We start from the raw sequence: 26,212 nt of genomic DNA on the forward strand, positions 1-26,212 counted from the left end.
CAGATGACGATGATCTTCGGCATTCCCCTGCAGGCGCTGCTCGGCCAGCTGCTGATCGGCCTGATCAACGGCTCGTTCTACGCGCTGCTCAGCCTCGGCCTCGCCATCATCTTCGGCCTTCTGAGAGTGATCAACTTCGCCCACGGCGCGCAATATATGCTCGGCGCCTTCGTCGCCTACTTGCTGCTGACCTATGCCGGCATCGGCTACTGGCCCTCGCTGATCCTGGCACCCGTTATCGTCGGCCTTGCCGGTGCAATCATCGAGCGGCTCTTCCTGCGCCGGCTCTATGATCTCGATCCGCTCTACGGCCTGCTCTTCACCTTCGGGCTGGCGCTCGCGGTCGAGGGCACCTTCCGCTATCTCTATGGCTCCTCCGGCCAGCCCTATGCGACGCCGGCAGCGCTCGCCGGCGGCGCCAATCTCGGCTTCATGTTCCTGCCGATCTATCGCGGCTGGGTGGTGGTCGTTTCGCTCGTCGTTTGCCTCGGCACCTGGCTGCTGATCGAGAAGACCAAACTCGGGGCTTACCTGCGTGCCGCTACCGAAAACGCCGTGCTGGTCCAGGTCTTCGGCGTCAACGTGCCGGTGCTCCTGACGCTCACCTACGCGCTTGGCGCGGGTCTTGCCGCCTTTGCCGGCGTGCTGGCGGCGCCGATCTACCAGGTCTCGCCGCTGATGGGCTCGAACATGATCATCGTCGTCTTCGCCGTGGTCGTCGTCGGCGGAATGGGATCGATCATGGGCGCGATCATCACCGGTTATGTGCTCGGCATCGCCGAGGGCCTGACCAAGGTCTTCTATCCCGAGGCGTCCAACATCGTGATCTTCGTCATCATGGCGATCGTGCTTCTCATCAGGCCCGCGGGCCTCTTCGGACGGGATGCTTGACATGGCTGACGTCACCGAAACCATCGAAACGGAAAAAAGCCGTACCGCTCTTTCAGTGCAGGCGGGTTTTCTGCTGGCGGGGCTGCTGATCCTGCTGCTGGCGCCGTTCTTTTTCTATCCGATCTTCCTGATGAAGCTGCTCTGCTTCGCGCTCTTTGCCTGCGCCTTCAACCTGCTGCTCGGCTATACCGGCCTGCTGTCCTTCGGCCACGCCACCTTTTTCGGGGGCGCGGCCTATTTCACCGCATATACAGTGAAGGCATGGGGCCTGCCGCCGGAACTCGGCATCCTGATCGGCGTGGCGGGTGCGGCGTTTCTCGGTCTCGTCATGGGTTTCTTCGCCATCCGCCGCCAGGGCATCTATTTCGCGATGATCACGCTGGCGCTGTCGCAGATGTTCTTCTTCTTCTGCCTGCAGGCGGAGTTCACCGAGGGCGAGGACGGCATCCAGTCGGTGCCGCGCGGCCATCTCTTCGGCTTCATCGATCTGAACAGCTCGACCAACATGTATTATTTCGTGCTGGCTGTTTTCATCATCGGCGTCTTGATCATCTGGCGCTTCATCAACTCGCCTTTCGGCATGATCCTGAAATCGATCCGCGAAAACGAGCAACGGGCGATCTCGCTCGGTTACTCCGTAGCGCGCTACAAGCTCGGCGCCTTCGTCATGTCGGCAGCGCTTGCCGGGCTCGCGGGTGCTGTGAAATCGATCGTCTTCCAGTTTGCGACGCTGACCGACGTCGCCTGGCAGATGTCGGGCGAGGTGATCCTAATGACGCTGCTCGGCGGCATCGGCACGCTGATCGGCCCGCTCTTCGGCGCCGGGCTGGTGGTGGCGCTGGAAAACTACCTCGCCACCTCGGAATTCCCGGTGACGATCATCACTGGCATCGTCTTCATGGTCTGCGTGCTGATCTTCCGCCGCGGCATCATCGGCGAATTCTACGCCTCGCGGCTGGGGCGGAAACTGGGCTTCGTCTATCGCCGCTGAACGGGCGGACCTCTCTCTTTCCGGAAAGAATTACTTTTCCCGGGAAAAGAGACGGGCGGCGGCGCTGCGACTCTCCCTCTCCCCGTGCTGCGGGGAGAGGGAAGCGGCAAGCATCTGGAGTCTCGTCGGGGCATGGATCGTTACGACTATATCATCGTCGGGGCAGGCAGCGCCGGCTGCGTGCTCGCCAACCGGCTGTCTGCCGATGGCCGGAGCCGGGTGCTGCTGCTCGAAGCCGGCGGCAGCGACAACTATCACTGGATCCATATTCCGGTCGGTTATCTCTATTGCATCAACAATCCGCGTACCGACTGGTGCTTCACCACGGCGCCGGAAGCGGGACTGAACGGCCGGGCGCTGAGCTATCCGCGCGGCAAGGTTCTCGGCGGCTGTTCGTCGATCAACGGCATGATCTACATGCGCGGCCAGGCGCGCGATTACGACCTCTGGCGGCAGATGGGCTGCAGCGGCTGGGGTTGGGACGATGTTTTGCCCTTCTTCCGCAAGTCCGAGGATTTTTATCGCGGCGAAGACGAGATGCATGGTGCCGGCGGCGAGTGGCGCATCGAGAAGGCGCGTGTGCGCTGGGCCGTGCTCGATGCCTTTCAGCAGGCGGCCAGGGAGGCGGGCATCCCGGAGACCGCGGATTTCAACCGCGGCAGCAACGAAGGCTCGGGTTATTTCGACGTCAACCAGCGTTCCGGCATTCGCTGGAACACCTCGAAGGCCTTCCTGCGCCCGGTAATGAGGCGCTCCAACCTGACCGTGCTGACCAAGGCGCAGGTTCGGCGGCTGCTGGTGGAGGAAGGCGCCGTTGCCGGCGTCGAATTCCAGCATCGGGGCGTAGCGAAACGCGCCTACGCGGTGAAAGAAACCGTCCTGTCCGCCGGATCGATCGGTTCTCCGCATATCCTGGAACTGTCAGGCATCGGCCGGGGCGAGGTTCTCCAGCGTGCCGGCGTCGATGTCGTCACCGAGGTCAAGGGTGTCGGTGAGAACCTGCAGGACCATCTGCAACTGCGTCTGGCCTACAAGGTGACAGGCGTTCCGACGCTGAACGAGAAGGCGACGAAGCTGATCGGCAAGGCGGCGATCGGGCTCGAATATCTCGTCCGCCGCTCAGGGCCGATGGCGATGGCACCGAGCCAGCTTGGCATCTTCACCCGATCAGGCCCGGACCGGGAAACGCCCGACCTGCAATATCATGTGCAGCCGGTCTCGCTGGAGAAGTTCGGCGATCCCGTCCACCCTTTCCCGGCAATCACCGCGAGTGTCTGCAATCTGAGGCCGGAAAGCCGGGGTTCGGTGCACCTGTCCAGCCCGGATTTTGCCGCCCAGCCGACGATCAGCCCGAAATACCTCTCGACGCAGCGCGATCGTGACATAGCTGTCCGTTCAATACGGTTGACCCGCAGGATCGTCGCGCAGCCTTCATTTGCCCGTTTCAGGCCGGAGGAATTCAAGCCGGGCCCCGCCTATCAGACGGAGGCTGATCTGGAGCGGGCGGCGGGCGAGATCGGCACGACGATCTTCCATCCCGTCGGCACCTGCCGCATGGGCGCCGACAGGGACAGCGTCGTCGATCCTAGGCTGAGATTCCGGGCGCTCGGCAAGCTGAGGATCGCCGACGCCTCGGTGATGCCGTCGATCACCTCGGGCAACACCAATTCGCCGACCATCATGATCGCCGAAAAGGCGGCAGCAATGATCCTCGAAGACAATCGATAGGAGAAGAGCATGGCAAGGATCGCATTCATCGGGCTTGGCAACATGGGTGGGCCGATGGCGGCCAATCTGGTCAAATCAGGTCACGAGGTGCTCGGTTTCGATCTCGCGGCTTCGGTGCTGAAGGCGGCCGAGGAGAGCGGCGTCAAGCCGGCAAGCCATGCCAGCCAGGCGGTCAAGGACGCGGAGATCATCATCACCATGCTGCCGCAGGGCAAACACGTGCTGACCGCCTGGACCGATATCCTGCAGTCCGCCGCGCAAGGGATGCTGGTCATCGATTGCTCGACCATCGATGTCGACAGCAGCCGCAAGGCGCATGAGATGGCCAAGGCCGCAAGCTGCCTGTCGCTCGACGCCCCGGTCTCCGGCGGCACGGGCGGGGCGACCGCGGGCACGCTGACCTTCATGGCCGGCGGCACGGAAGACGCCTTCGCCAGGGCGAAGCCGATCCTGGAGGCGATGGGAAAGAAGATCGTCCATTGCGGCGAGGCCGGCGCCGGCCAGGCGGCGAAGATCTGCAACAACATGATATTGGGCATTTCGATGGTGGGCGTCTGCGAGGCCTTCGTGCTCGCCGAGAAACTTGGTCTCTCGCATCAGGCGCTGTTCGACGTCGCCTCGACCTCGTCGGGCCAGTGCTGGTCGATCAATACCTATTGTCCGGTGCCCGGACCGGTGCCGACCTCGCCGGCGAACAATGACTACAAGCCGGGTTTTGCCGCGGCTCTGATGCTGAAGGATCTCAGGCTCTCCCAGGAAGCGGCGCTGACAAGCGGCGCCTCCACGCCACTCGGCGCGGAAGCAGCGCAGCTTTATGCGCTCTTCGACAAACTAGGACATGGCGGAAGGGACTTTTCCGCCATCATCGAGATGTTCCGCGAGAAGGCGTAAGCGCTGATCAGCGCTCCCAATAGGCGCCGATGCTCATCCTCTGGCGGTCGTGGCCGCGCTCGGTCTTCAGGAAGTCGCGAATGCGCTTGGCTTCCGCCCTTTCGCAGCCGGCCCATACGAAGGTGTCGGCATCCGCACCGGTGAGCGCGTTCTTGATTGATTTCTCGATCATATCAAGCGTGCCGGCCGGTTTGCCGTTTCGGTGCATCCAGGTGACATCGAGAATGCCTGCCGAGGGTAACGGCTGTTCTTCCGCCGCGCTGTCGACTTCGAGGAAGATCGTGAGCCGCCTTCCCTCGGGGATATCGGCGGTGATGCGGGAGATGGCGGGCAGCGCCGTCTCGTCACCGGCAAGGATGATCGACGTTGCGTCGGGAACTCCGCCGCCGCCCGGCCCGAGGGCGCCGGCGATGTCGCCCGGCTTGGCGTTGATCGCCCATTCGGCGCCGGGCATGTTGTCGCCCTCATGCAGGACGAAATCGATCTCCATCTCGCCCCGCTCCACATAGACGCTGCGGATCGTATAGATGCGCACGGTCAGTGCGTCTTCGCCGCTCGCCCAGTGGATGCGGCCATCGGGGCGCAATTGCGGCCACACGGGTGGGCGCCCCTTCGGCGGAATGAGCAGGCGAAAATGCAGACCGCCATCGGCAAAATGCCTGGTGTCGTCGCAGGCGACGGTAACCCGGCGCATATGCGGGGTGATGTTTTTGGCGCCGATGACGCGGATTTCGCGCAGATCGGGCAGGTGGTCCGCCTTTGGAGCATCGGACCAGGTGAGCTCCAGCGTCGCCTCGCCGGCAAAGTCGAACAGGTGTTCGGCAAGGATGGCCCGCACATTCTGCAGCGCTCGCGCACTCCGGCAGGAGAGCTCGATCGCGAGTGCCTGGCCGTCTCGACTTATATCGGCCTTGCCGATCATCGTCTCGACTGTCACGGCGTCGCCGTTTCGGGTGACGGTGCCGTGCTCGACGAAATGTGTGCAGATCTCGTCGAGCATTCTGCCGGGATCGGCGGTGATCGCGATGCCGGATACTGTAAATCGTTCAGCCATCATTGCTGAACCTCCTTTCGCGAAAGCAGCCAGATGAGATAGGGGCCGCCAATCAGGGCGGCGAAGAGGCCGACCGGCACCTGGTAGGGGTAGATGACGACGCGCGACAGCCAGTCCGCCGCCATCAGCACGCCGGCGCCGAGGAGAAGGCTCGCCGTCAGCTGGTGGCCCGGGGCGCGGAAGCCGGCAAGGCGGGCAAGATGCGGCGCAATCAGGCCGGTGAGGCTGAGCGGCCCGACAAGGAATGAGGCGATCGCCGTCATCAGCGCGGCGAGGATGGCAAGCGCCAGTCGGCTTGCCCCGACATGATGGCCGGCAGCGCGGCTGGGGCCGGCGCCAAGCGGCAGGATCGTCAGCCAGCGGCTGAGGAAGGGCAAGGGCGCTGTCAGCACGACGAGCGAGATGATGGCCGTCCAGGCTTCGAAGGCGCCGGCGCGGTTGGTCGAGCCGGAAAGCCATGTCAGCAGGATATAGCCGCGCATATCGCCCTTTGCGAGCACCATGGTCACGATCGCCATGGCGAAGGAGCCGATGCCGACGCCGGCAAGCAGCATGCGTTCCGGCGAGAATTGGGCGCGGGCTGCTATGGCGATCATTGCAAGGAAGGCTGCCAGCGCGCCGAGCGCCATGGCAAGCAGCATGATGATGGGCGAGGGGAAGCCGAAGAGGAAGAGCGCCACGGTCAGACCTGCACCGGCTCCGCTGCTGACGCCCAGGACCTCGGGGCTGGCGATCGGATTGCCGGTGACGCGCTGCATAATGAAGCCGGCTACTGCCAGCATGGCGCCAGCCCCGGCCGCCACGATCGTTCGCGGCAGTCGGAAGGGCAGGAGATCGGTCAAGAGCGAGCCGGTCGCGACATGCCAGCCGTCCTCGGCAGGGCCGAGGGTGAGGACGACGGCGAAGATCAGGGCGAGGGCAGTAAAAAGCGCGCCAAGGGCCAGAAGCGGCTTAGCGAGCCTGTTCAGCGCTGCGTTCGACTGGGTGGCAACGGCCGAAACGGAATGCACGCTGGGCAGCAGGCAAAGCAATAAGGGACCGCCGAGCAGGGCGGTTGCGGCTCCTGTCGGCGCAAGGTCGGTAAAGCCGGGGCCGAGGATCTGGGTGAGGCAATCGGTCAGGAACAGCAGGCCGGCGCCCATCAGCGGTGCGGTCAGCATCAGTTTGCCGGTGCTGCGTGCGCCGGCGAGCCTTGCGATGGCCGGGGCTGCGAGCCCGACGAAGCCGATGACGCCGACCTCTGATATCACCGAGGCGGCAAGCCAGACGGCAAGTGCGATGATCGCCAGGCGGGTCGAATGCAGGGCAAGGCCGAGGCTCCTGGCGCCGCTGTCGTCGAGGGCAAGGATGCGGAGCGGCCGCACCAGGAGAAGAGCGGCGGCAAAGCCGAGGATAAGCCGGGGCCCGAGCGAGAGTGCGCCGTTCCAATCCTGCTGACTGAGCGAACCGGCGCCCCAGATATAGATCGACATGGCATATTCGCCGCGCGAAAGGATCAGCGTGACGCTGAGGGCGGAGGCGATCAGGCTGACGATCAGGCCGGAGAGTGCCACGGTCACCGGCTCGAGCCCGCGCCGCCAGCTCAAAGCCAGCACGATGGCGACAGCCGCGAGCCCGCCGCCGAAGGCGGCCATCTCGCGCGAAAATCCGATGAGCAGGGGCGAGAAGCCCATGGCCGCGGTCATTGCCAGTTCCGCCCCGGAGGCGATGCCGAGCGTGGAGGCATCGGCGATCGGATTGCGCAGGACACGCTGCAACAATGTGCCGGAAAGGCCGAGTGCCGCACCGGCGATCAGTGCCAGCATGGCGCGGGGCATGATGCTGTTCCAGAGCAGCACGCTGTTCAGCATGGCTGCATCGGCATCGCCCTTCGGAACCTCAGGACGCGTTACGATGAGGAGTGCGAAGGCCGTGATGCAGAGTACGGGCAGTAATATCGCCAAGACGGGTGTGCCCGCGCTTCCTGCGGGCTTGGCGCGGCTAACCATTCCATGCATGTTGAAGCCCCTCCGCCAGAAAATCGGCAAAGCGGCCGGCCGCCGGCAGTGCGCCATAGGGATTGATCGAACCGAGCATCAGCACGCGTTTTTCGCGCACGGCCGGCAACGCATTCCAGAAGCTGCTGGTCGCCAGCGTGGCGAGCGCATCGGCCGGGTGTGGCGGGATCATCACGATCCAGGCGTCGGGCAGCGATGCCAATATCTCAATGCCGACGGGAGCGGCGGCCGAGTAGCTGGTCTGAGCCTGCCAGGCATTGGTGAGGCCGACGCGTTTCAGCACCTCGCCGAACATGCTGTCGGAGCCGAAGACGCGGAAATGCCTGGCATCGCCGAGATTGATCGGGATCACCGGCCGCCCGTCACCGGCGGCAAGGAGGGCCCGGTGGCGATCGAGCCTGGCTGCAAGCTCTTCGGTCAACTGTCTGGCGGTGGCAAGCTGCAGGCGCTCGCCGATTGCAAGTGTGGCCTGTTCGGCAAGCGAAAAGGGGCTTTCGCCGGGTTTGTAGATCGCATGGCTTTCCACAGGCGCGACTCCGCGCATGCGTTGGTCTGCCCAGGCATAGAAGTTCGAGTTGAAGATCAGGTCCGGCCGTACAAACCGCAGCACCTCGAAATTCGGCGTGCCGCGCAGGCCAAGATCGGCAGTCGTGGCCGGCACGTCAGGCGTGACCGCCACCTCGCGGAATTGCCGCAGTTCCGTCGCCGCAACGACATTCGCGCCGATTGCCAGCAGCGTTTCAAGCAGCGCCCAATCGAGTGTCGCAACGCGCAAGCCCTCCGCCGCCCGCAAACGCGCGGGGGCGGAGAGCAAGGCCGCCGCACCGGCCAGAAACTGCCTGCGGGAGAAAACAGCCATGGTCTACAACAGATAGCTGACCGGCTCGTTTCGAACCGGATGCGGGAAGACGCCCATGCCGACACCGAAGATCGACTGCAGCGTGTCGGCCTGCATGATTTCGGAGGGCGTGCCCTCGGCAGTGATCCGGCCGCGGTTGAGCGCGATGATCGCGTCGCAATAGCGCGCGGCGAGGTTGATATCGTGCAGCACGATGATGACGGTCAGCCCGCGTTCATGGCTGAGTTCCTTGACCAGCGAGAGAACGCTGGCCTGATGGGCGAGGTCGAGCGCCGACGTCGGCTCGTCGAGCAGCAGGCAGCGGGCGTCCTGGGCGAGCATCATGGCGATCCAGGCGCGCTGGCGTTCGCCGCCGGACATGCTGGCGACGAGACGATCGGCAAAATCCTCGAGCTCGGTGCGGACGATCGCCTCCTCGACCATGTTGCGATCCGTCGCGGTGAAGCGGCCAAGCGTGCCGTGCCAGGGAAAACGGCCGAGCGCCACGAGTTCCCGCACGGTCATCCCGTCGGTCGCCGGCGTGAATTGCGGCATGTAGGCGACGTGCCGGGCAAAGGCCCGGCTGCCCCAGTCACCCGCCGGCTTGCCGTCGAAGGAGATGGCGCCGGATTTCGGCCCGACCTGGCGGGCGATGATCTTCAAAAGCGTGCTCTTGCCGGAACCGTTCGGCCCCACCAGTCCGTAAATGCGGCCGCGCTCAAGCGTCAGGTCGATGCCGGACAGGATGGATTTCGGCCCGATGGCATAATCTATCGCCGACAGGGCAAGGAAAGGCGAAGGCATGGTCTGCTCCAGGTTCGGCGCTGCAACGGGTTGGGGAGGGCAGGCCCTCCCTTTCCCCACAGGTTCCTGCAAAACTAAACTCAGATTGTCAACTTACCACTTCCTGCTGAGCTTGAAGGTGATGGTGCGGGCATCGCCGTAACCGCAGACGGTCAGCCCGCCGCAACCCTTGACATATTCCTTGTCGAAGAGGTTCGCGACGTTGAGCGAGGCGCCCCAGTTTTCCTTCTCATATCGGATCGCAGCGTCGACGAGGGTGGCGGCCGGCACCTTCTCGGTATTGGCCTCATCGGCCCAGGACCAGCCCTGATGGCGGACGCCGGCGCCAAGGCTCATGCCCTCGAAAGCCCCTGTCGTCAGCGTGTAGTCGACCCAGAGAGAGGCGGTCACCTTCGGGACGATATAGGGTGAATTTCCGACCAGCGCCGGATTGGCGTCGTTCTCCATCACCTCCATGTCGGTATAGGCAAGCGATGCGAGAACCTTCCAGTTCTCGTTGATATTGACCTTGCCCTCGAGTTCGGCGCCGCGCGAAACCACCTCGCCGAGCTGGCTCTGGGCGAAGGTCAGCGGGTTGGTCACCGTGTTGTTGCGCTTGTTGATGTGAAAGACCGAGGCGGTCAGCGAGCCGTCGATGAAGGCCGGCTCATACTTGATGCCGCCTTCGAACTGCTCGCCCTCTTCCGGCTTCAACGCGCCGGAAACACCGGTGCCGACGAGCGGGTTGAAGAAAGTCGCAGCACTGACATAGGGCGTCAAGCCATTGTCGAACTCATAGGCAAGGCCGATGCGGCCGCTGAGCGCGCTGTCGTTGGTGCTGTAGGTCGTGCCGATTACGGCGTCCTGGTCGATATCGACATAGTCGTAGCGGCCGTTGAGCGTCAGCAGCCAGCCATCGCCGAAATGGATCCGATCCTGGGCGTAGACGCCGATCTGGTTCTTGGTGACGACGCCGTCCGCATAGACGAAATTGGCGCCCTGTGTCGTGCCATAGATGGGATCGGTTGCGCTGATCGAATTGGAGCCGCAGCAGGCCTGCCAATTTTCGAGGCGGTAATAGGTGTAGTCGAGCCCGACGAGAAGATTATGCGTGGCGCCGCCGATTTCGGTCTCGCCTTCGAGCCGGTTGTCGATCGAGACGCTATCGACCCCCGAGCGGCCTTCGAAGCCGATGCGCGCCAGCTGGTAGTCCGGACCCGTCGGCACGCCGCCGACCCAGCCGTTCAGGTAGGGGCCGATCTCATGCTTGTCGAGATGGCCGTAGCGCGCATTTTGCGAGAACTTGATGCCATTGTCGAATTCATGCTCGAATTCGTAGCCGATCATTTTCTGCACATAGCTGCCGTTGTCGATGTCGGGCTCGCCATAGAAGGCGTCGCGGTCGATCTTGCCGAAAGGCGCATCCTCGACAGTGCCGACATAAGGGAAGAAGCCGTTGCCGGTATGCACCTGGTCGAGCCCGGCGAGGTAACCCCAGACCGTCAGGCTCGTGCTGTCATCCGGCGAAATGGTGAGCTGCGGCATGATGAAGCCGCGCAGATCCTCGGAAAAATCCGAATAATTGTCGCCGCCGGCAATCTTGCCGGTGATGCGGTAGCTCATCGTTCCGCTGGAGCCGACCTTGTCGGAGACATCGAAGCCGGTGAAGGCGTTGCCGTTGCTGTTGATGCCGATCTCGGTATAGAACAGCGGCTCGTCGAGCGGGCGCTTGCGGACGAGATTGACGATGCCGCCGGGGTTTGCTCCGCCGTATAGCACGGAGGCCGGACCCTTCAGCACCTCGACGCGCTCCAGCATGAAGGGATCGAGCTGGAAGCCGCCGAAGCCATAGCTGAACAGCGTCAGATTATCGAAGTAGACGCCGGTCTGCGTCGCGTCGAAGCCGCGGATATAGAACCAGTCGGTATCGCCGTCGTTGCCAAAGGGCTGCGAGGTGACGCCGGGCGTATAAAGCAGCGCCTCGTCGATCTTGTTGGTAATGCCGCGATCGTCCATTTCACGGGTGCCGATGACGGAGACGGATTGCGGGATTTCGTTGAGCGGAGTGTCGCTCTTCGAGCCGGCGGAGGAGTTCTTGGCGACATAGCCCTTGACCGGACTGGTGGCGGTGTCGCCGCCGCCCCGGATGACGATCGGCGCGAGCTCAGTCGAATTCGCTTCCTGCGCCGCGGCGGAGCCCGCGATCAGGCCGGCGATCGCCACTCCTGCCAATAGAATTACCTTGAAATTGAGACCCCTGGTCTGCCCGCGCATATGTCCTACCCCACTCGTGCCGCGCGATACCCGCGTGCGGCGAAGCCCTGAATAAGATGAGTGAACTCAGTTTTACCGGGGTGGATTGTCGCGATCGGGGAAAATTGAACGTTTTTGGGCAATTCTCCGCGTTGCAAACAATTGCCCGCCAAGCGTTGCAATCAGGCAACTTGTGCCTTCTTCCAGCTCGCCGGCGTGATGCCGATATGCTTGCGGAAGACGCGGGTAAAATGCGCCTGATCGGCAAAGCCGGTTTCGGCGGCGACTGCGGTCAACGCATTTTCGCTTTCGACAAGCAGCCGCTTTGCCCTGTCGAGCCGGACATTGGTCTGCCATTGATGCGGAGCGATGCCGGTCGAGGCCTTGAAGGCATGGCTGAAATGCGATTGCGACAGGCCTGTCAGGCCGGCGAGTTCCTCGAGGCGGATATTGCGCAGGCAGTTTTCCTCGATGAATTCGGTGGCGCGGCGAAGCTGCCAGGAGGCCAACTTGCTGCGTTTGCGCGGCATTGCCTTGGCAATTTTCAGGACATCGATGATCAGCGCCAATGCCAGGCCGTCGCCATAGAGATCGTGCAACGGCTCCGGATTGAGGCATTCGGCGGCGACCAGCTGTGCCAGCGACAGCAGCCGCTCATCGGAAAACAGAAGCTGCGGGCTTTCGAGACGGCGCGGATCGATATCCTCCATCAGCCGGCGACTGACGGTCTCGGTGTCGAAATGGATGTCGAGGTGGCGCACCGAATGCACGTCGGTCAGATCGGCCCAGACTTCCATGCCGGCCGGCACATAGGAGATCGGCCGTTTCTCGGTGTCCTGGACGGTGCCCTGCTCCTTCGGCGAGAGCTTGATATGCGAATTGCCCGGTCCCCGCTTGTCGAGCATGATGAACAGCCGCGGATCGCGCGAGACGTAATAGCCGCCGGCATAAGAGGCGCATTCCACGTCCCAGACATCGGCGACGATGCCGTTCCACAGGCGGCGATGCACGCCGCCGACGACGGAAAAGCCCTGGATCTTGTTTTGCATCCGCGGTTGAAACGTCATTTCCACTTCCGCCTCCGGCGACGCGCCGGAAGTAAACCTTCAATTTGTACTCAAGTTTATTACCGCAGGCCGAACCGGATGGCAATTGCCAATTCCGGCACCAATCCAGGGAAAATCGGGGTCAATCAGACCTTCGATACAGAGAAGCTGAGGCTGCTATTGCCGAGCAGGATGTCGATCTCGCCGGGTTCGGTCAGTTCGATCGCGCCGCTCAACGTGCCCGTCGTGATGAGCGCACCTGATTTCAGCGATGTCTGCGGGCGCAAGCCGTCATTGGCATAATCGACGAGCCAGGTGAGAACGTCGCCCTTCGGATGCTGTGCCGGACCATCATAGATCGTGCGGCCGGCATGGGTGACCTTGAGCGGCGTGCTACCGGCGGTATCGACGACGCTTTTTTCGAGCTTCGGGCCGAGCACATAGCCGCTATTGCCGAGACGGTCGGCGACGAACAGCAGAAACGAAACGTTGCCGCTTTCCTTGACGGCGCTGACCAGCAGCTCGGCGCCGAGATAGACAGCGGAAATCGCCTCGACCACCTCAGTGCGGCTGTAAGGAATGCCGGCGCGGACGGGCAGGTCGCTGCCGAGGCGGACGGCGATCTCGGTCTCGAATTTCAGGCCCGGATACCATGGAATGTCCGCGCCCGAGACGGCTTCGGCATAGGGATGCAGCGGGCCGGTGACCGCCTGGTCCTGCGGCGAGACCGTCACCTTCCAGGCATTGCTGGAAATGCCGCCCGCAGCGGCAAGCAAATCCTGCGCCTCCATCGCCTGATGGAGATCGGTTGGCAGCGCGAAAGCGCTCGTTGCTTCCTGTCGGCCGGCCTGGCGCAGGCTGTGAAGCCGGGTGGCAAGGGCGCGGGGATCGAATGTCTCTGTCATGCTATCTCCTCGACATGATTTTCGAGGTGCCACAGTAGCGAGAAGGTTGGGACGAACAAGGCCGCTTTTGGAAAGACTCCTATTCCATCGCCGCATGCCAGCGGGTGCGATAGGCGGTCAGTCCGGGGATATCGGTCGGCGGAACATGCGTCTCGGCACCCGACACTGGCCGGATGCCGGTAAGAAGGGCCGCACCCTGGCTGGTGCCGGTCGAACCCGGAAGGGCCATGACCTCGCGGCCGGTCAGGGCGGCAAGCAGCTTGAGATAGCTCCTATTCAGCGCAAAAGGCCCTTCGACGATAACCGGGCCCTTGGCGCCAATCAGTCCGAGGCAGGCATCGGTCATCAAAGCGAGATAGAGGCAGGCAGCGGCAGAGCGCTCCTCGGGGCTTGCCTCCTCTGCAGCGATCCAGCGGCTTGTCTTTCCCGGGAAAGGCCCTGAACCCGGGGCGATATTCGGCAGCAGCATCATGCCCTTGTCGATGATCGGGCCGATTGCCGCCTGAGTGTCATTTTCGTCGGCAGGGCCGATCTCGGCCGACAGGATCTCGAATTCCCGCCCACCCATGAAACGCGAGGAGGGGACGGCACGGCCATAGGCATCGACATTGGCGAGCGCATCGCGTTTCGGATCGAGATGATCGAGATCGCCGCCGACGCCGAAATTGATCACCCATGTGCCGGTGGAGACGACGGCGAAGGGCGCTTCGCGATGGACCAGATGAGGCAGCAGCGAGGCATTGGAATCGTGAATGCCGCAATAGACCGGCACGGGGGAGTTGAGGCCGAGCTCCGTGGCGATATCCGGCAGGACCGGGCCGAGTGCATCGAAGGCGGAACGGATCGGCGCCATGAGGTCGCGAATGGCGAGCCTGTCGACGAGCGAGGAATAGCGGCCGGCCTTGGGGTTCCAGAGGTCGGAATGACAGCCGAGCGAGGTCAGCTCATTGGCGGCAACACCCGTCAGCCGCGCCGTCCAATATTGCGCATAGGTGAGGATGGTCGCCACCTTAGCGAATTCCTCGGGAAAGGCGCTCTTCTGGTAGTGCAGCTGTGCGCCGACATTGAGTCCCATCGCCAGGTGCGGCGAGAAGGTTTCGTCGAAGGAGGGGCGCAGCCGCGTATAGGCGTCGCGGATGTCCTGCGGATATTCGTGTTCATAGTCGATGACAGGCATGGCAAGCGTGCCGTCCCGGCCAAGCAGTGCTGCGGAGGCGCCATGGGTTGTGATCGAAATGGCGTCGAAGCCAGGTTCGCGCGCAAGGCTCTTCAGCGCATCGAGCGCAAAAGACCACAGAGCCTCCACGTCGTAATGCGGATAGAGACCGGTTTTGATCGCGATATTCGGCCGTTTCAACACGGCGATCTCGGCGCCCGTCTCGCTGTCGAGCACGACGACCTTGGCATTGGTCTTGCCGATATCGAGGACTGCGATGCGGCGATAGGAGATGGCGTTCATGGCATATGGAAGACGGTGACCAGGTCGCTCTGGACCGGTGAATTATCGGGATTGGTCGCCATGATATCGGCCATGTGCGCCCACCATTTTTTCACGACCGGATGGTCCGGCAGGCTCGCCATCGTGTGGTCGGCCGGCCGCGTCAACACGCCGAACAGGGTGTTGGTTTCGCGGTCGAGATGGATGGAATAGTCGCTGGCCCCTGATTTATGAAGGAGATCGACCAGTTCCGGCCAGATCTCGTCATGCCGCCTGCGGTATTCGGCTTCCATGCCGGGATTGAGCTGCATTTTGAAGGCGTGTTTTTCTAAAGTCATCGGGAGCTCATGACCTTGATGCGACGGGCGATGATCGGGATGGCGATGGTGATGATCAGAAGCAGGCCGATGAAGATCGACATGACGATGCCGGGCACGTTCAGTAGGCCGAGGCCGAAGGTGACGAGACCCATGACGAAGGCGGCGATGACGACGCCGACGATGGTGCCGGAGCCGCCGAGGATCGAGATGCCGCCGAGCACGACCATGGTGACGACCTCGAGTTCCCAGCCCTGGGCGATCGACGGCCGGGTCGAGCCGAGGCGTGAGGTCAGGCAGACGGCGGCAACGCCGCTCATGACGCCGGTCAGCAGGAAGAGGATGAATTTGACGCGCTCGACCGGAATGCCGGAGAAGCGGGCGGCGAAGTCGTTGTTGCCGATCGCATAGACCTGCCGGCCGAAATTCGTCGCATGCAGCAGGATGGCGAAGAGGATCGCCAGCACGATGAAGAGCACGAATTCGAAGGAGAATACCCAGACGACATAGCCCTGGCCGAAATAGGCGAAATCAGCCGGGTATTTGCCATAGGCCTGGTCGCCGAGCACGATATAGGAAATGCCGCGGAAAAGGCTCATCGTGCCGATGGTGACGACGATCGACGGCAGTTTCAGCACCGAGACCAGAACGCCGTTGAAGATGCCGCAGGCAAGGCCGGTGCCGATGCCGATCGCGACGAGGCCTGGTGTGCCGATGCCGACCTGCGCTGCCGCGCCCATTGCCGTCGAGGCGAGCGCGATGATCGCGGCGACCGAGAGGTCGATCTCGCCTGATATGACGAGCAGCGCCATGGCGAAGGCGATCATTGCCTTTTCGGTGAAATTGAAGGTGGCGTCCGAGAGGTTCCAGGCATCGAGGAAATAGGGCGAAGCCAGCGAATTGAAGATGAAGATCAGCACGGCGACGGCAAAGAGCAGCACTTCCCAGCTTGCGGCGATGCGGCGAAAGGGTGTGCCGAGGCGGTCGGGGATGACCCGCTTTTCGTGGGTGGACACGGTGCTCATGCTGCGGCCTCCGTTCTGATATCGGCTGCGGCGCGGTCGCGCAGGATGATGCGGCCGCGGTTGCGCTCGCGCCTGGCGTTGAAGGCGACGGCGAGAATGATGACGGTTCCGGAGATCGCCATCTGCGTGAAGGGCGAAATGCCGATCACCGGCAGCGCATTCTTGATGACGCCGAGGAAAAGCGCGCCGAGCACGGTGCCGGCGACCGAGCCGACGCCGCCGGCAATCGAAATGCCGCCGATGACGCAGGCCGCAACGCTATCGAGTTCGAAGCCGTTGGCGATATCGACATAGGCAACAGCATAACGCGACACCCAGAGATAGCTCGCAAGGCCGGCAAGCGCGCCCGACAGAACGAAGGCCAGGAATTTCGTCCAGCCCGTATCGATGCCGGCATAGACGGCCGCGGTCGGATTGCCGCCGGTGGCATAGGCCGAGCGGCCGAACTGGGTGTATCTGAGCAGGACATACATCAGCAGCACGATGACGATGCCCACCCAGCCAAGAACCGGCAGGCCGAGGATCGGCGTGCGCGGCACCGACAGGAAGACCGGCGTCATCTGGTGAGCATTGACCCACGCCCCACCCGAAAGCACGAAGGCCATGCCGCGATAGATGGTGAGCGTGCCGAGTGTGACGACGATCGGCGGGATTTCGAGCGCCCAGACGAGAAAGCCGTTGATGGCGCCAAGGCAGGCGCCGATGACGATCGCGGCAAGGATCAGCACGACGAGCGGCAGGTCGGGATAGGCGGCATTCATCATCGCGACCGCCATGCCGGTGAAGGCGAGGTTGGCGGCGACCGACAGGTCGATCGATTTCGTCAAGATAACCGTCATCTGCGCCAGCGCCAGGATGATCAGGATCGAGGTATCGTTGAAAATGCCGGCGAGGTTCTCCGGCGTTGCGAAATCGGCAGCGCGCGTCGAAAAGATCGCGATCATCACGACGATGATGAGGAACAGCAGGGTTTCGCGTTTTCTGATCAGTCTTGCCATGCTCATACCTTAGGAATTCCTGGGCCTTATGAATTGCTGGGCCTTATGCATTGCGGGCCTCATGCATTGCCGGTGGCAGCGCGCACCAGCGCTTCCGGCGACAGCTCGGCGCGGTCGAAAATCCCGGCGGCGAGACCCTCCTTCATCACCAGGACGCGGTCCGACATGCCGATGATTTCAGGCAGTTCGGACGAGACCATGATGATCGACAGGCCCTCGGCGGCGAGTTCGCTGATGAAGCCGTGCACGGCCGCCTTCGAACCGATGTCGATGCCCTTTGTCGGTTCATCGAGGATGATGACCTTCGGTGCCGTCGCCAGCCATTTGCCGATGACGACCTTCTGCTGGTTGCCGCCCGACAGCGTGCCGACCGGGACGGAAAGGGCGGCGGCGCGTAGGTCCAGCCGCTCGGCATATTTGCGGGCAAGCGCGAATTCTTCTGCCGCCCTGAGGAAGCCCCGGCGCGAGGTGCGGGTAAGCGAAGGCAGCGTCATGTTCTGGAAGATCGGCATCGGCAGCGCCAGCCCGTGGCGGCCGCGTTCCTCCGGCACATAGACGATGCCGGCGCGGATCGCGTCCTGCGGCGAATGGATGGTGATCTCGCGGCCTTCGAGCATCATGGTGCCGGAGGCCGGCCTGGTGATGCCGAAGAGCGATTGGGACAGTTCCGAACGCCCGGCGCCGATCAGACCGTAAATGCCGAGAATTTCGCCCTGGCGCAGGGTGAAGGAGATGTCGCGGAATTCGGTGCGGTGGCTGTAGTTGCGGATCTCCAGAACCGGGCCGCCGATGGCGACATCGACCTTCGGAAAAGCATTCTCGACGTCGCGGCCGACCATCATGCGGACGATCTCGTCCTGCGGCGTTTCCTTGAGCCGGCCCTGGCCGACGGCGCGGCCGTCGCGGAAGACGACGAAATCATCGGCGATCTCGTAGACCTCGTCGAACTTGTGGCTGATGAAGAGGATCGCCTTGCCCTTTTCCCTCAGGCCCCGGACGATGCGGAAGAGATCATCGATCTCCTTGCGGGAAAGGGCTGCCGTCGGTTCGTCCATGATGACGATGCGGGCCTCGATCGACAGCGCGCGCGCAATCGCCACCAGGTGGCGCTGCGCGATCGAGAGGTCCTTCAGCCGGATCGTCGGATCGATATTGCTTTCGAGCGCAGCCAGCAGCGCCTTGGCGCGGCTGTTCATCGCCTGCCAGTCGATGGTGCGCAGACGCGTGCGCGGCGCGTGGCCAAGGAAGATATTCTCGGCAACCGTCAGCTCGTCGAACAGCACGGTTTCCTGATGGATGGCGGTGACGCCGGCATCGATTGCGGCCTGGGCGCTGGCAAAGGTCACCGGCTGGCCGTCGACCAGGATCTCGCCTTCGTTCGGCCTGTAAATGCCGGTCAGGATCTTGACCAGCGTCGATTTGCCGGCGCCGTTTTCGCCGATCAGCGCGGTCACCGTGCCGGGATGCAGCGCGATGCTGACATTGTCGAGCGCCTTCACGCCCGGAAAGATCTGGGAGATGCCGCGCATTTCCAGAATGGCGGGCGCATCACCGGTTTTGCTGTCCGTGGCGGTTTGTTGAAAGGCAGCGTTCATCAAGCTTCTACCAGTGTCGAATGAGAATCCCGGCGGCCATCAGGCCGCCGGGCTTTAATGCGGTGGTTCCGGATCAGAAGACCTTGGAGAACTGGTCGATATTCGAAGCATTGTAGACGAAGGGATCGGCCATGGCGGCTTCACCATTGTCGCCGACCTTGATCTTGCCCATGCGGCCGACTTCGATCTCGCTGCCCGGCTTGCCGTCGGTCTCGCCCTTGACGAGGCGATAGGCGATCTGCGTTGCGGAGTAGCCGAGATCGATCGGGTTCCAGATGGCGAATTCCTTCGTGGCGCCCGACTTGATCGCGCCGGCCATTTCGGACGGCAGGCCGAGACCGGTGACGTAGACCTTGCCGACAAGACCCTTGTCTTCGACGACCTTGGAAGCGGCGAGAACGCCGACGGTCGTCGGAGCGACGATGACCTTGATGTTCGGGTTCGCCTTCAAGAGGCCTTCGGCTTCACGATAGGACTTGTCCGAGAGATCGTCGCCATAGACCGTGGTGACGAGGTTGAGGCCCGGGAAATCCTTGAGCTGCTTCTTCATCTGGTCGATCCAGATGTTCTGGTTGGTCGAGGTGGTCGTCGCCGACAAGATGGCGAAGTCACCCTTGCCGCCGTCAAGATGGTCCTTGACGAGCGTCAGGCACATCTTGCCGATCAGTTCGTTGGACGACGGGTTGAGCTGCAGAATACGGCCTTCAGGTGCGACGCCGGAATCCCAGGAGATGACCTTGATGCCGCGCTGTGCAGCCTTCTTCAGCGCCGGAACGAGCGCGTCGGGATCGTTGGCCGAAACGGCGATGGCGCTGACGCCCTGAGCGATCAGCGAGTTGATGACTTCGATCTGGCCTTCGGCCGTCGTCGTCGTCGGACCGGTATAGATGACCTCGACGCCGCCGAGCTCCTTGGCAGCTTCCTGCGCGCCCTTGTTGGCAGCATCGAAGAAGCCGTTGCCGAGCGACTTGACGACGAGACCGATCTTGATGTCGGCAGCACTTGCCGTGCCGGCCATCATGGCGACGGCAAATGCCACGCCGATTGCGAGTTTCTTTGCGAGTTTCATGCTTTCATCCTCCCACTTGATTGACACTCTTCACACCTCCCCGGCGCCTTATGCGACCGACGAGGAATCCTCCTTGATTGCCTGGGCGACCGGGCTCGCGACAATGAGCCTGATGCCGGCATTCTCGATCATCCTGACGGCTTCCTCTGGAATGCCGTCATCGGTGATGATCGTAGACACACGCTCGAGCGGGCATAAAATGAGGCTCGACCGGCGATGGAACTTGCTGGAATCGGCCATGACGACCAGTTCGTCGGCCTGATGCATCAGCTTCTGTTCGCTTTGAATAATCAGCGCGTCGGCTTCCATGATGCCGAGCGGGCCGATGCCCTGCGCGCCGATGAAGAATCGGCGGGCGTAGAAATTGCGAATCGCGTCATTGTCGAAGGGAGAGAGGATCAGGCTCTGCTCGCGATAGATCGCGCCACCTGGCACCGTCACCGTGTTCTTCGAATGTTTGACCAGATGTTCGGCGATCGCGAAAGAATTGGTCATCACCTGCAGGCGGTGCGCCGCCATGAAATGCACCATCTGGAAGGTGGTCGTGCCGCCATTGATGATGATCGCATCGCCCGGATCGCAAAGCTCGACGGCCTGGCGTGCGATTGCGCGCTTCTTATCGATATTGACGGATTCCGAAACGCGGAAGGGACGCCCCGCGAGATTGCCGAGCTGCGGCGGATGTACCGCCTCGGCGCCGCCGCGCACACGCCGGATCTTGCCCTGGACATGGAGAGCCGCGATGTCGCGCCGGATCGTCGCCTCGGAAGCCTCGGTCAGTTCGGAAATATCCTGAACCGTGACGACGGACTTTTCCTGAACGGCGCTGAGAATGATGCGATGGCGTTCGCGTTCGTGCATGGGGCTCCTCCTTCGATCGTTTATTTCGCACATATGACAATGTGTCAATCAAAAACGATCATAAATTTTCATATTGCGCTGCACAATAATCGAATTTGATCGTTTTCGATTGACAACCTCCGTTTTGATGAGCGATACCGTCTGCGAAAAGGGGCGCGAACTTTGCGCTCCGATGATGATTTCATATGGGAGGATGACATGGCGGCGAACGTCCGGCTTTTGGAAAACCGGTGGGATGATGCTTACGCGGCGGGCCTCGATGAGCCTGGCAAGCTGCTCTATCGTTCCAACCTGCTCGGCGCCGACAAGCGCATCACCAATTACGGCGGCGGCAACACCTCGGCGAAGGTGCTGGAAACCGATCCGCTGACCGGCGGCAAGGTGAAGGTACTCTGGGTCAAGGGATCGGGCGGCGATGTCGGCACGATCAAGCTCGACGGTTTCGCGACGCTCTACCAGGACAAGCTGGAATCGCTGAAGAGCATCTACAAGGGCGTCGAGGACGAGGACCGCATGGTCGGCTTCCTGCCGCACTGCACCTTCAACCTGAACGCCCGTGCTGCCTCGATCGACACGCCGCTGCATGGTTTCGTGCCTTTCACCCATGTCGACCACATGCATCCCGACGCGATCATCGCGATCGCCGCGTCTAAGAATTCGAAGGAATTGACGCAGCAGATCTTCGGCGACGAGATCGGCTGGCTGCCCTGGCGCCGTCCGGGCTTCCAGCTCGGCCTCGACCTCGGCGCATTCGTTGCCGCAAACCCGAATGCCAAGGGTGTCGTGCTCGAGAGCCACGGCCTCTTCACCTGGGCAAACGATGCCAAGGCCTGCTACGAACTGACGCTCGATATCATCAACAAGGCGATCGTCTGGTTTGCCGAAAAGACCGAAGGCAAGACGATTTTCGGTGGCGCGCTGACACAAAGCCTGCCTGTCGCCGAACGCCGCGCCATCGCCGCCCGGCTGATGCCGGAGATTCGCGGCCGCATCGGCAAGCAGGAGCGCAAGCTCGGGCATTTCGACGATCAGGATGCCGTGCTCGAATTCGTCAATTCCAGCGATCTGCGCCCGCTCGGCGCGCTCGGCACCAGCTGCCCTGACCATTTCCTGCGCACCAAGATCCGTCCGCTGATCGTCGATTTCGACCCGGCCAAGCCGGATGTCGACGCGATCGTTGCCGGTCTCGACAAGGCGCTAGAGGATTACCGCGCCGACTACGCCCGCTATTATATCGACTGCAAGCATGACAATTCGCCCGCCATCCGCGACGCCAATCCCGTCATTTTCCTGGTGCCCGGCGTCGGCATGCTGTCCTTTGCCCGCGACAAGGCGACGGCCCGCATCGCCAGCGAATTCTACGTCAACGCCATCAACGTCATGCGCGGCGCCTCGACGGTCTCCGAATATCAGGGCCTGCCCGAGCAGGAAGCCTTCGATATCGAATATTGGCTGCTTGAAGAGGCCAAGCTGCAGCGCATGCCGAAGCCAAAGAGCCTTGCCGGTCGCGTCGCCTTCGTCACCGGCGGCGCCGGCGGCATCGGCCGGGCGACGGCCGCGCGCCTCGTCGGCGAAGGCGCCTGCGTGGTGCTTGCCGATATCGACCAGACAGCGCTCGAAGGCACCGAAGCCGATTTCGTCAAGAAGTTCGGCGCTGACGCCGTGCGCAGCGTCCGGCTCGACGTCACCAAGGAAGATGCGGTAATCGCCTCCTTCGCGGAAGCCTGCGTCGAATTCGGCGGCATCGATATCCTCGTCTCGAATGCCGGCATTGCCTCCTCCGCGCCGATCGAATTGACCGAGCTTGCGACGTGGAACCGCAATATCGATATTCTGGCGACCGGTTATTTCCTCGTCTCGCGCGAAGCCTTCCGCCTGTTTCGCCGTCAGGCGCTCGGCGGCAACGTCATCTTCGTCGCTTCGAAAAACGGTCTTGCCGCCTCGCCGAATGCATCTGCCTATTGCACGGCAAAGGCTGCCGAAATCCATCTGGCCCGCTGCCTGGCGCTGGAAGGCGCGGATGCCGGCATCCGCGTCAACACGGTCAATCCGGACGCGGTCCTGCGCGGTTCGAAGATCTGGAGCGGTGAATGGCGCGAGCAGCGCGCCGCCTCGTCCAAGATCGAGGTGGACGATCTCGAGGAACATTACCGCAAGCGTTCGATGCTGAAACTCAACGTGTTTCCGGAAGATATCGCCGAGGCGATCTATTTCCTCGCCTCGGACCTTTCGGCGAAATCGACCGGCAACATCATCAACGTCGATGCCGGCAACGTGCAGAGTTTTACGCGTTAGAGCGATTCGGTTTTGCGTCCGGACGCGTAAGCAAACGGATAGAGCTATTTCCGGAGGATCACCCATATTGCGTGGATCATCCCCGGCACATAGCCGCAGAGTGTCAGCAATATATTGAGCCAGAAATGCAGGCCGATCCCGACCTGCAAGAATACGCCAAGGGGCGGCAGGATGATCGCAAGAAGAATGCGGACAACGTCCATCGTAGCTCCTTCGTTTGAAGACATGTAAGCGTTTGAACGCGAACCGTGCCCCTATGGTTCGCGACCAGGGAGGAATAGATGACAGATTCCAGGATTGCGCCAGATCTGGTCGCGACTGACAACGACAAGCGGGCAACCGCTCTGAAAGCCGACTACGAGGCACTGGGCGCGACGCTTGCCCGTCGCGGCGTCGATATCGAGGCGGTCACCCGCAAGGTTGCGGAATTCTTCGTTGCCGTTCCCTCCTGGGGCGTCGGCACCGGCGGCACGCGTTTTGCGCGTTTCCCCGGCACCGGCGAGCCGCGCGGCATCTTCGACAAACTCGACGATTGCGCCGTCATCAATCAGCTGACGCAGGCGACCCCGAACGTCTCGCTGCATATTCCCTGGGACAAGGCGGATGCCAGCGAATTGAAGGCCAAGGGCAACGCGCTTGGCCTCGGCTTCGATGCGATGAATTCGAACACATTTTCCGATGCGCCCGGCCAGGCCCATTCCTATAAATACGGCTCGCTTAGCCACACCGATGCGGCAACACGGGCGCAAGCGGTCGAGCACAATCTCGAATGCATCGAGATCGGCAAGGCGCTCGGCTCCAAGGCATTGACGGTCTGGATCGGCGACGGCTCGAACTTCCCCGGCCAGAGCCATTTCACCAAGGCTTTCGAGCGTTACCTTGCCTCGATGGCGGATATCTACAAGGCGCTGCCCGACGATTGGAAGCTGTTTTCCGAGCACAAGATGTACGAGCCGGCTTTCTATTCCACCATCGTGCAGGATTGGGGCAGCAACTACCTGATCGCCCAGACGCTCGGCCCCAAGGCCTATTGCCTCGTCGATCTCGGCCACCACGCGCCGAATACCAATATCGAGATGATCGTCGCTCGGCTGATCCAGTTCGGCAAGCTCGGCGGCTTCCACTTCAACGATTCCAAATATGGCGATGATGATCTCGACGCCGGCGCGATCGATCCCTACCGGCTGTTCCTCGTCTTCAACGAACTGGTCGACGCCGAGCAGCGCGGCGTCAACGATTTCAACCCGGCCCATATGATCGACCAGTCGCACAATGTCACCGACCCGATCGAAAGCCTGATCAACAGCGCCAACGAAATCCGCCGTGCCTATGCGCAGGCACTGCTCGTCGACCGCAAGGCGCTCTCCGGCTACCAGGACGATAACGACGCGCTGATGGCGTCGGAAACGCTGAAGCGCGCCTATCGCGCCGATGTCGAGCCGATTCTGGCCGAAGCCCGCCGCAGGGCCGGCGGCGCAATCGACCCGATCGCCGTCTACCGCGCCAGCGGTTATCGCAGACAAGTGGCGGCCGAGCGCCCGGCATCCGCTGCCGGCGGCGGCGGCATCATCTGAACGACCGATTGTCTCGCATGGCCTGAAGCCATGCTGAGCGGGATGATGGTTGCCGGCAGCGCAGGCGTGACGCGCTGCCGGCAACCTCGCCGTTTACGGCTTCCATTGCCCCGCGACCTGTCGGGTGGCGACGTTCAGCCGGTTCCAGACATTGATGTTGGCGATGGCGATGACCAGTGCCGCAAGGCTCTTTCCGTCATAATGCCGGGTCGCCTCATCCCAGATATCGTCCGGCACCGGATCCGCCCGATCGCTAAGGCGGGTGATCGCCTCCGCCAGCCCAAGCGCGGCGCGTTCAGCATCGCTATAATAGGGGGCGTCGCGCCAGCCAGCGACGGCAAAGAGCCGCTCATCGGTCTCGCCGTGTTTGCGGGCAATGCGCCAGTGACCATCGATGCAGACGCTGCAGCCGTTGATCTGGCTGGCGCGCAGATTGACGAGTTCGAGCAGCTTTGGCGAGAGGCCGGTTTCGGTCGGCACCTTGCTGAGTGCATTGAGCGCCTGCATGGCCGCGGGAAGGACGAGGGCGGGATTTCCCATTCTCTCCTGCATGACCAATTTTTCCTGCATGATATGTCTCCTTATACGTTTCGTGTTCGACGATCCGCCGGCGCTGTCACATCGGCCGGGTTTTATGCGTCATGGCCTTGACGGAACGCAGCGGAGGAATGTGACAAATGGACGAGAAAAAATGGCTGACTGAAGAATTCGAGGCGAACAGAGCGCATCTGAGGGCCGCAGCCTTTCGCATGCTCGGCTCGCGCGGCGAGGCGGAGGATGCCGTTCAGGAGGCTTGGCTGCGGCTTAGCCGCACCGATACGACAGGGGTCGGCAATCTCGGCGGCTGGCTGACGACGGTGGTGGCGCGCATCTGCCTCGACATGCTGCGCGCCCGCAAGACCCGGCGCGAGGAGCCGCTGGAGGTGCCCGACCATGGCGGGATCGCCGATCCGGCGAACGATCCCGAGCGCGAAGCCGCCTTCGCCGATTCGGTCGGTCTGGCGCTGCTCGTCGTGCTGCAGACGCTGGCGCCCGCCGAACGTGTCGCCTTCGTGCTTCACGACATGTTCGATCTGCCCTTCGACGAGATCGCGCCGATCATCGGCCGTTCGTCCGCCGCTACCCGCCAGCTTGCAAGCCGCGCCCGCCGCCGGGTGCAGGGGGTGGACGAAGCGCCAGATGTCGATTTCGGCCGTAAGCGGACGATCGCCGAGGCCTTTCTGACGGCCTCGCGCAACGGCGATCTGGAGGGATTGATCGCGGTGCTTGCCCCCGACGTCGTCTTCCGGCCGGATGCGACGGCCGCCCGCTTCGGCACCATTGGCGAAATGCGCGGCGCAACTGACGTGGCCGAAGCCTTCAAGGGTCGGGCGCAGGCAGCCGAAATCGCCATCGTCGGCGGTGAGCTTGGGTTCGTCGTGGAGATCCAGGGCCAGCTCCGCGTCGTCGTGGCGCTGACGATCGCCGATGGCAGGATCGCCGCGATCGACGCCATCGCTGATCCGAAGCACCTGCAAAGGCTCGACTATTCGATCCTTGGGGATTGAAAATAAACGCGAATTTATCGGATCTTCGAGATAGGCGCGCTTCGCAAGGAGCGCGCCGCTGCCATTTTCTCAGCGGTGTCGGCCACGTCATTGTTCTTGACAGCGGCATCCGCGGC

23 protein-coding genes are annotated in these 26,212 nt (G+C 62.6%); 7 read left to right on the forward strand and 16 right to left on the reverse strand.

What is annotated here, in order from left to right; genetic code table 11:
- Positions 1-3: 3 nt before the first annotated feature.
- From AC244Q_RS30590 to mmsB, 4 genes are all read left to right on the forward strand, one after another.
- On the forward strand, positions 4-891 hold the full coding sequence (locus tag AC244Q_RS30590) for a branched-chain amino acid ABC transporter permease (RefSeq protein ID WP_003553893.1): 888 nt from the start codon (positions 4-6) through the stop codon (positions 889-891).
- A 1-nt stretch (position 892) separates the two neighbouring features.
- Positions 893-1,882: a branched-chain amino acid ABC transporter permease gene (locus AC244Q_RS30595; protein WP_017996475.1), complete on the forward strand. Its 990-nt coding sequence runs from the start codon at positions 893-895 to the stop codon at positions 1,880-1,882.
- A 132-nt stretch (positions 1,883-2,014) separates the two neighbouring features.
- Entirely contained in the window at positions 2,015-3,610 is a 1,596-nt protein-coding gene (locus tag AC244Q_RS30600) for a GMC family oxidoreductase (RefSeq protein WP_003553887.1), read from the forward strand.
- 9 nt (positions 3,611-3,619) lie between these two features.
- Positions 3,620-4,501 carry a 3-hydroxyisobutyrate dehydrogenase gene (gene mmsB / locus AC244Q_RS30605; RefSeq protein WP_012763270.1) on the forward strand — a complete coding sequence of 294 codons (882 nt, stop codon included), beginning with the start codon at positions 3,620-3,622 and terminating at the stop codon, positions 4,499-4,501.
- Between the two features lie 7 nt (positions 4,502-4,508).
- Here mmsB and AC244Q_RS30610 read toward each other — a convergent pair whose 3' ends face one another.
- The 14 genes from AC244Q_RS30610 to AC244Q_RS30675 form a co-directional block, all read right to left on the reverse strand.
- Entirely contained in the window at positions 4,509-5,558 is a 1,050-nt protein-coding gene (locus tag AC244Q_RS30610) for a DUF2218 domain-containing protein (protein ID WP_128407205.1), read from the reverse strand.
- Positions 5,555-7,543 (reverse strand): Fe(3+)-hydroxamate ABC transporter permease FhuB, encoded by a 1,989-nt coding sequence (gene fhuB / locus AC244Q_RS30615; RefSeq protein ID WP_128407244.1) that lies wholly within the window; start codon positions 7,541-7,543, stop codon positions 5,555-5,557. Before fhuB ends, AC244Q_RS30610 begins: the two co-directional genes overlap by 4 nt.
- Positions 7,536-8,411 (reverse strand): ABC transporter substrate-binding protein, encoded by an 876-nt coding sequence (locus AC244Q_RS30620; protein WP_003553879.1) that lies wholly within the window; start codon positions 8,409-8,411, stop codon positions 7,536-7,538. Before AC244Q_RS30620 ends, fhuB begins: the two co-directional genes overlap by 8 nt.
- 3 nt (positions 8,412-8,414) lie before the next feature.
- Complete coding sequence (locus AC244Q_RS30625) at positions 8,415-9,194, reverse strand: ABC transporter ATP-binding protein (protein ID WP_128407206.1); 780 nt, start codon at positions 9,192-9,194, stop codon at positions 8,415-8,417.
- Between the two features lie 93 nt (positions 9,195-9,287).
- Positions 9,288-11,447 (reverse strand): TonB-dependent siderophore receptor, encoded by a 2,160-nt coding sequence (locus AC244Q_RS30630; RefSeq protein WP_128407207.1) that lies wholly within the window; start codon positions 11,445-11,447, stop codon positions 9,288-9,290.
- 161 nt (positions 11,448-11,608) lie between these two features.
- Entirely contained in the window at positions 11,609-12,493 is an 885-nt protein-coding gene (locus AC244Q_RS30635) for a helix-turn-helix domain-containing protein (RefSeq protein ID WP_026157609.1), read from the reverse strand.
- A 125-nt stretch (positions 12,494-12,618) separates the two neighbouring features.
- The gene (locus AC244Q_RS30640; protein ID WP_003553872.1) at positions 12,619-13,377 is read right to left on the reverse strand and encodes a fumarylacetoacetate hydrolase family protein; all 759 of its coding nucleotides are present in this window, start codon (positions 13,375-13,377) and stop codon (positions 12,619-12,621) included.
- 79 nt (positions 13,378-13,456) lie between these two features.
- Positions 13,457-14,836, reverse strand: a complete 1,380-nt coding sequence (locus tag AC244Q_RS30645; RefSeq protein ID WP_128407208.1) for an FGGY-family carbohydrate kinase — start codon at positions 14,834-14,836, stop codon at positions 13,457-13,459.
- A complete protein-coding gene (rhaM, locus tag AC244Q_RS30650; RefSeq protein WP_003553870.1) occupies positions 14,833-15,153 on the reverse strand; it encodes an L-rhamnose mutarotase in 321 nt (106 codons plus the stop codon). Before rhaM ends, AC244Q_RS30645 begins: the two co-directional genes overlap by 4 nt.
- The gene (locus AC244Q_RS30655; RefSeq protein ID WP_128407209.1) at positions 15,150-16,157 is read right to left on the reverse strand and encodes an ABC transporter permease; all 1,008 of its coding nucleotides are present in this window, start codon (positions 16,155-16,157) and stop codon (positions 15,150-15,152) included. Before AC244Q_RS30655 ends, rhaM begins: the two co-directional genes overlap by 4 nt.
- A complete protein-coding gene (locus AC244Q_RS30660; protein WP_128407245.1) occupies positions 16,154-17,155 on the reverse strand; it encodes an ABC transporter permease in 1,002 nt (333 codons plus the stop codon). The genes AC244Q_RS30655 and AC244Q_RS30660 overlap by 4 nt, the downstream gene beginning before the upstream one ends.
- A 59-nt stretch (positions 17,156-17,214) precedes the next feature.
- Positions 17,215-18,750, reverse strand: a complete 1,536-nt coding sequence (locus AC244Q_RS30665) for a sugar ABC transporter ATP-binding protein (protein WP_128407210.1) — start codon at positions 18,748-18,750, stop codon at positions 17,215-17,217.
- Between the two features lie 73 nt (positions 18,751-18,823).
- Positions 18,824-19,819 (reverse strand): rhamnose ABC transporter substrate-binding protein, encoded by a 996-nt coding sequence (gene rhaS / locus AC244Q_RS30670; protein ID WP_003553864.1) that lies wholly within the window; start codon positions 19,817-19,819, stop codon positions 18,824-18,826.
- 48 nt (positions 19,820-19,867) lie between these two features.
- On the reverse strand, positions 19,868-20,680 hold the full coding sequence (locus tag AC244Q_RS30675; protein ID WP_011655152.1) for a DeoR/GlpR family DNA-binding transcription regulator: 813 nt from the start codon (positions 20,678-20,680) through the stop codon (positions 19,868-19,870).
- A gap of 198 nt (positions 20,681-20,878) precedes the next feature.
- Between AC244Q_RS30675 and AC244Q_RS30680 the strand changes: the two genes are divergently transcribed.
- Positions 20,879-22,975: a bifunctional rhamnulose-1-phosphate aldolase/short-chain dehydrogenase gene (locus AC244Q_RS30680; RefSeq protein WP_003553860.1), complete on the forward strand. Its 2,097-nt coding sequence runs from the start codon at positions 20,879-20,881 to the stop codon at positions 22,973-22,975.
- Positions 22,976-23,019: 44 nt separating this feature from the next.
- Here the strand turns inward: AC244Q_RS30680 and AC244Q_RS30685 are convergent, their stop codons facing one another.
- Positions 23,020-23,178 carry a YqaE/Pmp3 family membrane protein gene (locus tag AC244Q_RS30685; RefSeq protein ID WP_003553859.1) on the reverse strand — a complete coding sequence of 53 codons (159 nt, stop codon included), beginning with the start codon at positions 23,176-23,178 and terminating at the stop codon, positions 23,020-23,022.
- Between the two features lie 78 nt (positions 23,179-23,256).
- Between AC244Q_RS30685 and rhaI the strand changes: the two genes are divergently transcribed.
- Positions 23,257-24,549: an L-rhamnose catabolism isomerase gene (gene rhaI / locus AC244Q_RS30690; protein WP_003553857.1), complete on the forward strand. Its 1,293-nt coding sequence runs from the start codon at positions 23,257-23,259 to the stop codon at positions 24,547-24,549.
- Between the two features lie 93 nt (positions 24,550-24,642).
- On the opposite strand, the gene AC244Q_RS30695 is transcribed toward rhaI, so the two are convergent.
- A complete protein-coding gene (locus AC244Q_RS30695) occupies positions 24,643-25,101 on the reverse strand; it encodes a carboxymuconolactone decarboxylase family protein (RefSeq protein ID WP_017996462.1) in 459 nt (152 codons plus the stop codon).
- Positions 25,102-25,226: 125 nt separating this feature from the next.
- Here AC244Q_RS30695 and AC244Q_RS30700 point away from each other — a divergent pair, with 125 nt between their 5' ends.
- Complete coding sequence (locus tag AC244Q_RS30700; RefSeq protein WP_003553853.1) at positions 25,227-26,096, forward strand: sigma-70 family RNA polymerase sigma factor; 870 nt, start codon at positions 25,227-25,229, stop codon at positions 26,094-26,096.
- The last annotated feature ends 116 nt before the right edge of the window (positions 26,097-26,212 follow it).

It is taken from the genome of Rhizobium sp. CB2179 (genome assembly GCF_057653455.1).